10 protein-coding genes are annotated in these 12,734 nt (G+C 56.9%); 1 reads left to right on the top strand and 9 read right to left on the bottom strand.

The window, feature by feature from the left end; genetic code table 11:
• Window positions 1-12: 12 nt before the first annotated feature.
• From PHP98_01695 to PHP98_01680, 4 genes are all read right to left on the bottom strand, one after another.
• Window positions 13-852, bottom strand: coding sequence for a sugar phosphate isomerase/epimerase (locus PHP98_01695; protein MDD5482355.1), 840 nt, complete (start codon window positions 850-852; stop codon window positions 13-15).
• A 4-nt stretch (window positions 853-856) separates the two neighbouring features.
• Window positions 857-2,014, bottom strand: a complete 1,158-nt coding sequence (locus PHP98_01690; protein ID MDD5482354.1) for a zinc-binding dehydrogenase — start codon at window positions 2,012-2,014, stop codon at window positions 857-859.
• Between the two features lie 31 nt (window positions 2,015-2,045).
• The gene (gene iolM / locus PHP98_01685) at window positions 2,046-3,230 is read right to left on the bottom strand and encodes a scyllo-inosose 3-dehydrogenase (protein ID MDD5482353.1); all 1,185 of its coding nucleotides are present in this window, start codon (window positions 3,228-3,230) and stop codon (window positions 2,046-2,048) included.
• 85 nt (window positions 3,231-3,315) lie between these two features.
• Window positions 3,316-4,443, bottom strand: coding sequence for a GntR family transcriptional regulator (locus tag PHP98_01680; GenBank protein MDD5482352.1), 1,128 nt, complete (start codon window positions 4,441-4,443; stop codon window positions 3,316-3,318).
• Window positions 4,444-4,655: 212 nt separating this feature from the next.
• Here PHP98_01680 and PHP98_01675 point away from each other — a divergent pair, with 212 nt between their 5' ends.
• Window positions 4,656-5,459 carry a hypothetical protein gene (locus PHP98_01675; protein ID MDD5482351.1) on the top strand — a complete coding sequence of 268 codons (804 nt, stop codon included), beginning with the start codon at window positions 4,656-4,658 and terminating at the stop codon, window positions 5,457-5,459.
• Between the two features lie 413 nt (window positions 5,460-5,872).
• Here PHP98_01675 and PHP98_01670 read toward each other — a convergent pair whose 3' ends face one another.
• From PHP98_01670 to hypD, 5 genes are all read right to left on the bottom strand, one after another.
• A complete protein-coding gene (locus tag PHP98_01670; GenBank protein ID MDD5482350.1) occupies window positions 5,873-9,016 on the bottom strand; it encodes a lectin like domain-containing protein in 3,144 nt (1,047 codons plus the stop codon).
• A gap of 72 nt (window positions 9,017-9,088) precedes the next feature.
• Window positions 9,089-9,574, bottom strand: coding sequence for a ferritin family protein (locus PHP98_01665; GenBank protein MDD5482349.1), 486 nt, complete (start codon window positions 9,572-9,574; stop codon window positions 9,089-9,091).
• A gap of 81 nt (window positions 9,575-9,655) precedes the next feature.
• Window positions 9,656-10,459 (bottom strand): transporter, encoded by an 804-nt coding sequence (locus tag PHP98_01660; GenBank protein MDD5482348.1) that lies wholly within the window; start codon window positions 10,457-10,459, stop codon window positions 9,656-9,658.
• A gap of 83 nt (window positions 10,460-10,542) precedes the next feature.
• Window positions 10,543-11,556: a hydrogenase expression/formation protein HypE gene (gene hypE, locus PHP98_01655; protein ID MDD5482347.1), complete on the bottom strand. Its 1,014-nt coding sequence runs from the start codon at window positions 11,554-11,556 to the stop codon at window positions 10,543-10,545.
• Between the two features lie 16 nt (window positions 11,557-11,572).
• Window positions 11,573-12,727, bottom strand: a complete 1,155-nt coding sequence (hypD, locus tag PHP98_01650) for a hydrogenase formation protein HypD (protein ID MDD5482346.1) — start codon at window positions 12,725-12,727, stop codon at window positions 11,573-11,575.
• Window positions 12,728-12,734 lie beyond the last annotated feature (7 nt).

The following is a 12,734-nucleotide window of genomic DNA, read 5'->3' as shown; positions in this document are numbered from 1 at the left end:
GATTACCGATCGTTATTTCCAGCGAACATTTTTTAACACTTCGCTCATCCTGTCATAAGCCATGCGCATTGTTTTCTCCGGCGGCCAGGCCCAGTATTCCGGCCTGAACAGTTCCACGGAAACAACGCCTTCGTATCCGCCGGCCTTCAGCGCCGCCAGAATTTTATCCAGCGGAATAACGCCGTCCCCCGGAAACAATCTGTGTTTGTCCTCCAACGTGTTTTTCGGCAAATCCTCGCAATCATTGATGTGCACGATGGATATTTTACCGACACACTCCTTTTCAAGCGCGGACGGGTCGGAACCGCTGATAAAGAAATGAAATGTATCCAGCACCAGACCGAGATTTTTCGCCGCAGCCTTCTTGACAACCTGCGCGCTCATCCGCATGTTATTGACCGAACATTTGCGAAACCCCAGAAATTCAAAGGCCACGCGCACTTCGTATCCGAGCGCGATGGCGCAATATTCCTCCAAAACCTCCGATGTTTTCCGGACGATTTCCTTTTCGGGGACCGTCCCTTCCCGCTCCAGAAACGAAGGAATCGCCACCACGTAACGGCAGCCAATACTTCTCGCCAGAGCGCAGATATCGCGAAAGCGCTGCCGGCCCGTGTCCCGCTCCGCCTGGTTGTCAAAAAGCGTGCCGCCGTCATAGGCGTTGATTGAGAAGGGGCGGACCCGGCTTTTCTCAAAACACATCAAAAGATCGCGGACGGAATTATGCCGCAGATATTCCTCCAGCTTGGCAAGCGTTATTTCCAGACAGCCGAACCCTACCCGACCGGCCGCCGCGATATCGGCTTCCAGGGATGATTTTAACGTCGTCGCTCCGTTGATTGCCGGCAACATGTTTTTAATCTGGTTTGATCGCCACTTTCATTGAATCCGGCTCCATGGATTTCAGCAGGGCTTTTTCGGCGTCTTCCATGGCATATTTGTGCGTGACCAGCTTGTTGAAATTAAAATATTTCGACCATGCCTTCATCATCCGCAACTCCGGCAAATACCCCACGTACGCCAGGTTCGTCATCCCGATCAAACGGATGTTTTTAGAGCACAGATGCTTGTGGGGATTGATCGGAATCTCCCCCTTGTCAACAAAACTGCCGACCTCAACCAGTGTGCCGCCTTTGCGCAGCATCTCAATTCCCTCGATCAGCGATTTCGGCATGCCGGTGCACGTCACTACCACGTCGGCGCCGCGGCCATCGGTCATATCCTTTACCACCGCGCCGATTTCCTGCGGTTTCTGAGACCCGGCGTTAAAGACATGGTCGGCCCCGAATTCCCGGGCCATTTTTAAACGATAATCGGACATGTCGGTGGCGATGACGTTGCCGGCCCCAAGCATGCGCGCCTTCATCACATGGCACATTCCGAGCGGCCCGACCCCAAGCACCACAACCGTGTCTCCCGCCATGAAACCCTCGTTGGGGAGCGAGGAATGCCCCTTGGCAATGTCCAGGCCGTAAGTAACGCACATGGGCTCGGCCAAAACGGCCATTTCATCCGACACGTCGTCCCCGATCTTGAACACGTGGCTCTTCGGATAAACATACATGTATTTGCTCCAGCCGCCGGTCAAATGCGGCGCCTCGGAGGAGAGAAGATGTCCGTAACTCCTGATATTGGAACACCACGTGTAACCGAATCCGTTCCGGCAGTAATAACACTCTCCGCAAAGAATATCGGGACTTATGATGACCCGGTCGCCAACCTTCAGTTCCTTCCCCGAAAATTCCATCTGCCGCGCCGCTTCCGGCGTGATCTCTACCACGCGCCCCACATTCTCGTGTCCTGGAACGGCTGGATACGGCCCGTTGATCTCCCGTTCCGTTCCGGCGTACTGAACCGCCTCGCCCTTGTACCCGTGCTTGTCCGTGCCGCAAACGCCGGAGAGCAGAATCTCCACCAGCAGCGCCCCCTTTTCAAGGGGGGGCGCCGGAAATTCCCGTACCTCTATTTTACCCGGCCCTGCCATCACAACCGCCTTTACATTCTTCTTCTGCATTTCAATTCTCCCGTATTTTGTTTGATATACATTAAATTATCGCCGTCACCTTGCATTCCTTGCGGTCGGTCTGCAGGGCGATTATGTTCTTGGGCACATCGGCCAGCTTTATGCGCTTTGTCACAATCGGCCGCATGTCCATGCCGGAGGCCATGACCGCAATCACCCGCGGAAACGTTCCGTGTCCGGAATGCCCCTGGGCGCCGATGATCGCGGCGCGCCGCACCTGGAAAACCTCGCCGGTGACCGGAATTTTTGCGTCGGCCCTGGCCACGATGACCACTCTGGCGTTCAACGCCCGTCCCTCCCACAATGCCCGCTCTATGCCGGGAAACACCCTGTCCGGCATGCCGGTGGCTTCCAGATAAAGACTAGCGCCGTAACCATCCGTCAATTCAAGAATCCGTTCCGCAAAATCATCCTTTTCCGGATTGATTATATCTGTCACACCCATCTTCATTGCCATGTGCGCCCTTTCCGGCTGAGGCTCGGAAAGAATCACCCTGGCGGCTCCGGAGCGCCTCAAAATGGCCGCGGCGGCCAGGCCGATCGGCCCGCCGCCGAGAATCACCACGTTGTCTCCGGCGCGGATACCGCCGGCCCGTTCAATGACCGCATTGTAGGCAACCGAACACGGCTCAACGAGGCTGCCGGCCACGAAAAGCTCGTCTCCCTCGCCATACATTCGCTTCATCTCATCCAGACTCCACAGATATCGCGCGTTAATCGCCACGTATTCCGTAAAGGCGCCGGCGACGCTGAAGCCGAGTTCCTGCAAATTCTCGCAGTGATTCGGATATCCGTCCGCGCAGGGACGGCAATACGAACACCAGATCATCTCCTCGGCGCAGACCGGCTCGCCCGCGGAAAATCTTTTGCCGGTGCGTTTGCTGACCGCATTTTTCCCGGCTTCGGCCACAACGCCGGCGAATTCATGTCCCAGAACCACCGGAAAGGCGGTCAGGCCGGGATAAAATATATAGCCGTCCCGGTCGGCCTGGGCCATGTGCACGTCGCTCCCGCATATGCCGCAGGCCCTGACGCGCACCAGCACCTCGTCCTCCTTTATCGCCGGCTTCCCAATTTCCGCAATCTCAACGCGGGGATGCCGCCACACCTTGCTGCCCAGATAGGTCAGCTTTCCGTCCATGTCTTTTTTCCCGAGCGTGAAATCAGTTTTCGGGGACCACTCCGCCGACAATATAACCGCCTTCATTTTCCCTCCATATTTTGTCTACCTGTATCATACCTGTATTATTCGCGAAAATAAAAAAACACGCGCCCCTGGATAGCGCGCCTTGTCAGCCGGCTCCGCAGGACTTCCGGACCACCAGCTCGGTCTTCAACACGACGTGCCTGAACGCGGCCGCCGCGTTTTTCCGTCCGGAGCGTATCTTTTCAATCAAAATTTCAGCGGCCTTTCTTCCGATCTCGCGCTTGGGCTGCCGCACAGTCGTCAGCGGCGTTTCCAGCATGGCGGAAATCTTCAGATCGTCAAAACCGACCACGGCGATATCCTTTGGCACCCGCAGCCCGGCCTCCTTTATGGCCTTCAACGCGCCGATGGCCAGACAATCGTTGTCGGCGAATATGGCCGTCGGTTGTTTTTTCGCCGCCAGAAGCTTTCTGGTCTCAACATAACCGCCCACATCATCCGGCTCAAATCTGGCGCTTCCGGCGGTGCGGCACGGCTCAATCCGTCTGACCAGTTCCGGATCATAGAATATTTTCGCCTTTGCCAGAGCCAGTTTGTAACCTTCGTCGCGCTCCTCATTTGAACTGCAGGGCACCCCGCAGACATGGGCGATCCTTTTGTGCCCGAGTTTTGCCAGATGGGTCACCGCGGCGCAGGCGCCTTTCCGATTATCAACCACGACGTAATCCGTGTCTATGTCGCGAAAATATCTGTCAATCAGGACGAACGGCATATTGCTCTGCTTTAAATTAAAAACGGCGTCCGTGTTGGACCTGCCCCAATTCGGAAAAATTATAGCCCCGGCCACCGGCTGATCCTTCAGGCGCATGAGATGCTGATTCTCTTTCTCCGGGCGGCAGTCGCAGGTCTGGACGATCAACTCGTACCCCATCCGGCCGCAGGTCTCTTCCATGCCGCGATGCAGCTCGGAAATAAAAATATCCTCAATGTCGGGAACAATGAAGGTCAACGTTTTCTTCCCTTGTAAAGATGTTTCTTTCGCGCTCGGATCGGCCACGAAAGTTCCTTTGCCCGGCGCGCGCTGCAACAATTCCCGCTGCACAAGCCGGGCCAAGCCCCGGCGGACCGACACGCGGCTGATGCCGTATTTCCGGCACAGTTCGTTTTCGGAGAGAATGCAGTCTCCCGGCCGGAGCGCGCCGCGGCCGATCTGTTCCGCCAGTTCCTTCTCCATGGCCGCCGATACGTATTCGCTGTTCTTTTTAAGAGACATTTTTTTACCGTCCCGCCCGAAAATTCCAACATCGCCATTTATTTATAACTTGTATACTACATGTATTATTTAAAAATGCAAGCAAAATTTTGTTGAAAAAGCAGGGCGAGGGAGTATAAAGCAGATGCGGCGCGTTTTGAAAACAATTTTAACACCCCGCCGCCGGAAAATTCGCGCATCGCGCAAATACCGGCGGCCACAACGCCGGAAAAATGAAAAGAATCTGGTTTTTTATTGTCAATTCCACGTTGTTTGCGGCGGCAATGGGCTGGCTGGAGGGCGTGGTGGTAGTTTACCTGCGCACCATCCTCTTGCGCCGGCCCGACTGGAAAACGATTGAAATCACGCGCGAGGCCGCCACGCTGATAATGCTCATCGCCTTTGCGGCCGCGGCCGGCCGGAACCGGCGCGAACGCGTCGGAGCTTTCCTGTGGGTTTTCGGACTCTGGGACATCATTTACTACGTGAGCCTGTGGACATGGCTGAAATGGCCGGAAAGCCTGGCAACCATGGACACGCTTTTTTATATTCCCTGCGTCTGGCAGTCTCCGGTTTATGTGCCCGTGTTTTTTGCGCTGCTTATGATGCTGATCGGCCTTCTGCTGTGGTTGAACCGCCTGACGAATCATTTGGCGGCCGGCGGACGCTGGGGCCTGGCGGGCTGGGTCGCCGGCTTGCTGGCGGGGCTTGCCATCGCCGGCATCAGGGGGCTTCCGCTGTCGGTTTCAGCCATGGGCATATCGGTTTGCCTCGGCCTCACGGCGGCCGGCGTCGGATTCGGACACCAAATCGGACGCGGTGCGGCCGGCCGATATTCCTTTTGGACCATGGCGGGAATGGCCGCCTGCGGCATACTCGGGGGGATGCTGGGCCATCTGGCGCGCTCAATGTTCTACACATCGCCGCATTCGTTTCTATGGCCGGCCGCTCTGGGATTAACCGCGGGAATACTTCTCTTCTTCCGCCGGCGAGCATCAAACGCGGCAGGATCGGCATCTTCCAAGTCCCTACCTTAATTTTGCGCGAACATAAGCGTTAAAATCATTTTTTTTCAATGCCTGCAACGTGCAAACAATTTTTTGCATCATGTTTGTTTTTAACCCAACGGGTTATGAATGCCAAAAGCAAAAACGCTTATGTTCGCCAGAGCAAGTGGTTGCGTGATTTTGGCGCATCTGTTGTGTTGGCAAGGGTTTGGAGTATACTAATACCCCGGGCCCCTTGCCGCCTTGCATCGGCGCCAAACTGACCCAACGCAAAATTAAGGCCCCTATAAGCGCCCCCCCCCCCAGTCCCAGCGCCAGGGCAGAGCAAAAGAGGCGGCCGCAGGCCGTCATGACGGTTATCAGCACAACATGAGACGGCGCGCTCAGCATCAAGGACGAAATTCTGAAAAAATTAAGCGCGCTGATTCACGCCGGGACCGCGCCTATCGGGCGGCGCCGACCGGTTCGTAACCGGGACCGCCCAGCTCAAGGGAATTAGGAGCGTAATTATAGGCAGAAAGCAGGAAGCGCCAGCAGCCGGAAGCCTCGTGATAAACGGCGATATCGGCGCAGGTGTCTCCGTCATAGTCGCCGGGAACAGCGGTATATCCCTCGCCGCCCAGATTAAAAGACACCGGCAAGGGGTAGTTGTAGGCCGAAGACCAGCATTTCCAGACGCCCGCCGCGTGGTCGTAAACAGCCAGATCAGCTTTGGCGTCGCCGTCATAATCCGCCGGCACGGGAACATATCCCACGCCGGTCGTGGTCTTGCAGTAGGAAGCATAACCGCTGCCGGACAAGGCCATATACCAGTATCCAAGGTCATAAGCCGGCAACTCGTAGTAGTAAGCCGGGTCAATCAATCCATCGCCGTCATAATCCGCCGCGACGGCTTTCCGGTCCGGGCCGCCGTAAACAGTGGATATCAGGGCGTAACCCCGTCCGGAAAGCATTCCTTTCCAGAGCCCCATTCCTTCCTGATAAGCGACCAGATCGGAGAACCCGTCGCCATCGTAGTCGCCGGGTTCCGGCTCAAAACCGTCTCCGCCCATGAAAGCCGAGAGAGGCAAATAGCTGCCGGTGGAAAGCAAAGCCGTCCATTTGCCGTCGGAAGACTGATAAACCGCCGGGTCCGTGCGGCTGTCGCCGTCATAATCGCCGGGCACCGGCAGACAACCGGCATCCAGCTGATATGTGCCGGTCGCATAAAAACTGCCGGAAAAGCGCACAAGCCATCTGCCCGTTGACCGCTGGTAAACGGCCAGGTCCATGAGCCCGTCGCCGTCAAAATCTCCTCTTGCGTTGTTGCCGGCGGCCATGCTCCGCCGCCAGCCGGAAACGCCGGCGCTGATCGATCCGGTGACGGACCACTTCCTGGCCTGGACCCAGTAGTAATAAAGAACGCCGGCCGAGGCCGACGTATCCAGATAAGAGGCGTCCGCCGTCTCGCCGACGACAACGGCCGAAGACGAATCGGGCTGCAGGCCGCGCAGGATGCGGTAACTTAGCGCGCCGCCGACCGCATTCCATGATATCCTGACCCCCGTCGCATAAGCCCCATCGGAAGCGGCCACGCCGGTTGGCGCCGCAAACTTGCGGTAACCCGCGGCGCCGGAACTGAAAGAGCTTGTGCTCGCGGGCGAATAGGATTTAAGCCAGTAATAATAAATACTGCCGGGCGCGGCGGAGGTGTCGTTGTAAGCCAGCGCGGTTGAGCGGGCCAGCTCGGATGCCGAATTGCTGCTGTCGGTCTGGTTCCGGAAAACAATGTAGCCCGCGGCGCCAGAGGCGGCGTTCCAGCTCAACTGCACCTTGTCCGCGCTGGCGCCTTCCGAAGCCGACACCACTGAAGGCGGCAGGAGGCTGGCGGAACCGTTCTCCCGCAGGCTGTAGTAACTGCTCCCGGAAGCGCCGAGCGTTTTTATCCAGTAATAATACACGACGCCGGGGGTAACCGCATAATCCTCGTAATAACGTTCCCCGCGTGTCGCCACCCGGCTGGCAGTCAGGAGGCTGTCGCTGGTGTTGCGGTAAAGCGCGTAACCGGTTGCACTGTGCGCATGCGACCAGGCGAGGTAAATTTTATTGGAATATGCGTCGTCGGTCGCCGTGAATGTGGCCGGAGGCGAATATGGGTAAGCGCTCGCCGGCTGCAAAAACGCCTTGATGCACACGTTCATGGTGGCCTCGTAATCGGTGGTGTCCAGCCATACCGCGCCATCGGCGCTCATAAAACTTTCTCCCGGCGAGGCGGCGGCCCGGCTGCTGTATCCATCAAGGGCGTACTCCACCGGCACGGGCGCGGTGTAGTCCGGCGTGTAAATCCTGGCCGCCACGGAAAAGTTCCGGCCCGCGGCCAGGCCGATCGGGCTGGAAAGAACGACCGTGTAATAACCGGCATTGGTCAGCGATCCGGTCTGATAGGCGTGCAGGGTACCGGAACGCGGCTGGCTTGCGGCAACGTCCGTATAAATGTAGATGCCGTAGCTGGCATTGGTTGAGGAAGCGTAAAAACTGACCGCCTTCAATTCTCCGCTGTTCGTAACCGTGAAAACATTTGCCCCCCAGGCGGTGTCTGCTGAATAGCCCATGCTGGAAACCCAGCCGAGCGGATCATATTGATAGACCTGGCTGTAAATACCGGTGCTTTCGCCGTTCAGGAAAAGATAACTGGCGCTGCGTGCAAAAACCCGGTCGTCATAGGAAACATAAAAGTACCCGTTGTCGCCGAAGTTTGTGCCCCAGCTGTTCCTGACGATAAAGGCGCCGTCATTGCTCGGCTGAGGCTCGGCGAAATTAGTGCGGGAAAAGGCATCATCCCATCCCACGACCGCCACGGCATGATCGGTGCTTTCCGGAGTCGCCTTGAAAAAAGCATAAGTTTCGGGATTATAATAAAAGTAAAAATTATTCGCGCTCATTCCCACCCAGAGCGGCCCGCGGTCCACGATTGCCGCCTTGATCGCGTCATTGGCAAGCGACGATATGCGGCGGCCGATTATTTCAACCGATTGCACGTGTTTCACCGGCGGGAGCACCGAACTGCCGCCGGGATTCGGATAGGGATCATCGGCTTCATTCACCGGCCCGCCCCAGCGCGCCAGGTAGGCAATGGACATTTCGGCAAACCCGCCGTCGTCAAATCCAAAGTCAAACCCGGCCAGGTTGGCCAGGTTGTTTTCGGAAAAATCATTGGAGCCGCCGCCCGAATACAACAGACACGACTCCAGCGATCCATAAGTTGCAAAAGCCCAGCAGGTGCCATAATCGCCCTGGTCCCTTACGGAAGTGAGCCGGCCCAACTCGCGGAGGTCGTAGGAAACGTTCGTAACCGCGCGCAAGGCGCCTGGAAACGGCTCACGCCCGGAAGTAAGGCGCGAAAAATCCAGCGGCGCGGGCAGTAAGCCCAGCCCGTGGCCATCCACGGTGCGCGCAAGCGGTTTTTTTACGCCGCGGCGGCTGGTTTCAATCATTTCCGCAAACTCGGGATTGAGCGGCGCCATTTTCAGTTCCGCGGCCCGCGCATAACCGGAAAGGGAAAAGACGAACACGGCCAGCATGCCGACGAGAATAAACTTTTTGCTCATGATCTGCGCATCCTTTTTTGCTCTCCGCCCGGCAGGTTGCGGAAGACAGCCGCTCCGCCTCGCCCGGACCGATCAGGATCCGGTTTTCAATATCCCGCGCAGGACGGTGATATGCCTGAATTCCTCCCGGATGATCAGGGTCATTTTTTCTCCGCCAAACTTTTCAGGAACGACCTGTTTCATGCCGGTATAAAAAACAATGGAATCCTTTTCCTTGCCGACGGCAATCTTGATGATATCGGCCAAGGAAACGTCCGGCGAAAACAACTCGTCCGGATGCTGGCCGGGCAAGAAAACCTCGCGGTCGGCCAGGGCCTGCAGATAAAGCGCTGATTCCTGCTCCGGATCGTAGACGGTCGGCTCGCGCTCGGCCGCGGAAAGGTTGGCGCGCATGCCCGAAAAAACGGCCAGGTGCTCCTCCTCCTGGCGGGCCAGTTGGTGGAAAATATCCCTGAAATTTTTCAAACGCTCGGCCGCCAGCGAATAAAACGCGGCGCCGTTGCGCTCTATCCGTTCGGCTATCTGCAGAATTTCATCGGCATTGAAGGTGATTGCCATTTTTAAAATTTCCAGACTTCAAACCGCTTTTCTACCAGACCCGCAAACCGTCAACGGCAAGATTGGGATAACGGCGGCGCCTTAAAAATTATACGCAATCTTCACCGTGCCGCGCCCGTTTTCATCCGCATTGACGGAAGTGCCGCCGTACAAATTCACGGTCAACATCTCGCTCGGCCTGTAAGAAATGCCTCCGTTAAAATAAGCCGGGACATCCTTGGTTGAACCGGGAGTTTTTTCCATTATTTTCGCCTCGGCCAGGACCGAGAACTGGTCGCTCAAGTCCCAGATAAAGGCGGCCGCGCCTTCAAAGCGGCCGTCATTGATGGCGTTTGCGTCGTAACGTCCGTCCAAAATCCAGTGATAAACGTCAAAGGTCGTGGTGCCGACCGCGATGCCGAAAATCGGATCAACCTTGCCGAGCCCCATGTAATTCCGGTCATTGCCGGTCGGGAAAGTCACTTCAATATACGGCACCACCCAGGGGTAACGATAAGTGTATTCATAGGCCAGAAGCTCCATGCCCACCGCGATATCGTTGAAACCGGCCTGACTGCCCTTGACGTCGGAGCTTACAAAATCAATCGGCACTTTTGAATAAAGGGTAAGATTATCATAGACCCCGTAACGGGCGTAAGGCGTAAAGGTTGTCTCCGAGCGTTTGTCTTTCTTATCAACGTAGCGCCCCTCAAAACATTTCGGATCAATCTGATTGATGTAATATTCATCCAACTGCCGATAGCTGGCATAGCCGCCGACCTCCCACTTGCCGAGTTCGGGAAACCTGTTTTCACGGCAGAAGAGCGAGCGCACGGATTCGGATTCGGCCAGCAATGGAAGAGCAGCCGCGAAAAGCAGGGAAGAAAACAAACCGATTTTTTTCATGAACCATTCTCCTGATAGGGTTTTGTTTGAATTTACCCGTCCAGTTTAAAAAACACAAGCATATTTTTGTTTTTTTTGGGGGATCAGCAGATGCGCGGCAGTTCTTCTCCGGCCGGCGTCTCAATAATCCGCTCGCCCCCGATTCCGGTTTCAAGCACAACCAGCCGCGCCGGCCGCGCAACGACGCGCCCGACAACCCGGGCATTCTTGCCGAGCGGATGGTTGTGCAGTAAATTCAAAATATTGCCGGCGTTTTTCTCGGCGCAAACCACAACCGCGCATCCTTCACAGGCCATGTTAAGCGGGTCCAACCCGAGCAGATTACAGATTCCCGCCGTCTCCTTCCCAACCGGAAGCGCCTTTTCCGACAAGCGGATGCCGACTTCCGACGATTCGGCAATATCGCAAACGGCCCCCGCCAACCCGCCCCTGGTCGGATCGCGCAAACAATGCACCGCGCCGCGTTCCTTAAGCAAAGCCGCCACCAAGCCCCAAAGAGGGGCGGCGTCACTGACCAGTTTGGACGCAAGGCTGATCCCCTCCCGGCGGGAAATCACGGCGGCCCCGTGGTCGCCGATCCGGCCCGTAACAATTACAACGTCGCCGGCCCGGGCATTCGCGACGCGGGTATCCGCCCCCGGCAGGCGAACGCCGATGCCGGCCGTGTTGATAAAAATGCCGAACCCCATCCCCTTCTCCACCACTTTGGTATCGCCGGTAACGACGCATGTCCCGACCGCATCCAGCGTTTTCCGCATGGATAAAAGCACGCGCTCCAGGTCCGCCAGCGGAAGCCCTTCCTCAAGAATCAGGCCCAAACTGAGCGCGCGCGGCGCGGCTCCCATCATCGCCAGATCATTAACCGTCCCGCAAACCGCCAGCTTCCCGATATCGCCGCCCGGAAAAAATAACGGCCGGACCACGAAAGAATCGGTCGTGAAAACCATATTTTTTTCCGGGATGGAAAGGCAGGCGCCGTCATCCAGTCCATTCAGAAAAGGATTGCCCAGATATTTGACAATCACGTCCCGGATGAGTTCCTTTGAGCGCAAACCTCCCCCGCCGTGGGAAAGAAGGATTATATTGTTGTTTTGCATTTTCCGATCAAATAATTTACAGGCCGCATCTATCGGCTTTCGCCCCTCTCTGTGCGCTTGAGAACAATTCCTTTCTGGCTATGCCGCCACATCTGCAATATTTGTAATATGCCGCGCAAGCCCCCTCGGCCGAGACCATGCACGCCCCGACCGGCGAGGACGGCGTGCATTTTCGGCCGAACAACGGGCAGGCGGACGGCACGGCGCGCCCGCGCAGGATCGCGCCGCACAAACATTCAGGATCATCAACGCCGGGAGGAACATCAAGACCGGGAAACAATGTTTCCGCATCGTGATTTTTAAATCTTTTTTTCAGTTTCAGACCGCTTCCGGGCACAAGCCCTAACCCCCGCCATTCGGCGTCCGCCGGCGCAAAAACTTCCGCGATAATAGCCCGCGCCGGCCGGTTGCCCTCCGCGCCCACGGCCCGGCGGTATCCATTGCGGACTTTCGCGCGGCCGGAAACGATCTGCTCCAGAAGCATCTCTATTGCCAGAACCATGTCAAGGGGCTCAAAACCGGCGATCACACACGGGCGCTGATAATCCCGGCCGATGAATTCGTAGGGATGCGTTCCGATTATTGAGCTGACATGGCCGGGACAGAGAAAGCCGTCTATATCGGCGTCGCCGGCGCTCAAGAGGGCGGCCATGGCGGCCGGCATGGTTTTTAACGCGCCCAATATGCTGAAATTCTTAACGCCCCGTTCGGCCGCCTGCCGGACCACCCAGGCAATGCCGGGCGCTGTCGTTTCAAACCCCACCGCCAGGAAAATCACTTTCCTTTCCCCGTTTTTCGCGGCAAGCTCCAGCGCATCCAGCGCGGAATAAACAATCCGCACGCGGGAGCCTTTTGCCTTTTCAAGCTCCAGCGCGCCCAATGAACCCGGCACGCGCAGTAAATCCCCGAAAGTGGCAATAACCGCGTCCGGCCGGCGGGCAAGCAGAATCGCCCGGTCAATGAAATCGGCCGGCGTAACGCAGACCGGGCATCCCGGACCGGAAAGCAATGCCAGGTTGTCCGGCAATAACGCCCTCAATCCGGAACGGCAGGCCGTGACCGTGTGAGTCCCGCAGACTTCCATGATCCGCACCGGCCGCGCCAGCCGTTTCATGAAGTCATGAATGCGATCCAGGCGCTGTTTCAGGTTGCTGTTTGCAGACCATTCCATAAAAAAA

This window comes from Kiritimatiellia bacterium, assembly GCA_028715905.1.
Classification (GTDB): Bacteria; Verrucomicrobiota; Kiritimatiellia; order JAAZAB01; family JAAZAB01; genus JAQUQV01.
The sequence above is the reverse complement of the archived record's forward strand: the minus strand, read 5'-3'. Positions and strand labels throughout refer to the sequence as shown.

What these genes read in the sequence shown, in the direction of transcription:
- PHP98_01695 (MDD5482355.1), bottom strand. Translation starts at nt 852, where the DNA reads ATGTTGCCGGCAATCAACGGAGCGACGACGTTAAAATCATCCCTGGAA.
- PHP98_01690 (MDD5482354.1), bottom strand. Translation starts at nt 2,014, where the DNA reads ATGCAGAAGAAGAATGTAAAGGCGGTTGTGATGGCAGGGCCGGGTAAA.
- iolM (MDD5482353.1), bottom strand. Translation starts at nt 3,230, where the DNA reads ATGAAGGCGGTTATATTGTCGGCGGAGTGGTCCCCGAAAACTGATTTC.
- PHP98_01680 (MDD5482352.1), bottom strand. Translation starts at nt 4,443, where the DNA reads ATGTCTCTTAAAAAGAACAGCGAATACGTATCGGCGGCCATGGAGAAG.
- PHP98_01675 (MDD5482351.1), top strand. Translation starts at nt 4,656, where the DNA reads ATGAAAAGAATCTGGTTTTTTATTGTCAATTCCACGTTGTTTGCGGCG.
- PHP98_01670 (MDD5482350.1), bottom strand. Translation starts at nt 9,016, where the DNA reads ATGAGCAAAAAGTTTATTCTCGTCGGCATGCTGGCCGTGTTCGTCTTT.
- PHP98_01665 (MDD5482349.1), bottom strand. Translation starts at nt 9,574, where the DNA reads ATGGCAATCACCTTCAATGCCGATGAAATTCTGCAGATAGCCGAACGG.
- PHP98_01660 (MDD5482348.1), bottom strand. Translation starts at nt 10,459, where the DNA reads ATGAAAAAAATCGGTTTGTTTTCTTCCCTGCTTTTCGCGGCTGCTCTT.
- hypE (MDD5482347.1), bottom strand. Translation starts at nt 11,556, where the DNA reads ATGCAAAACAACAATATAATCCTTCTTTCCCACGGCGGGGGAGGTTTG.
- hypD (MDD5482346.1), bottom strand. Translation starts at nt 12,727, where the DNA reads ATGGAATGGTCTGCAAACAGCAACCTGAAACAGCGCCTGGATCGCATT.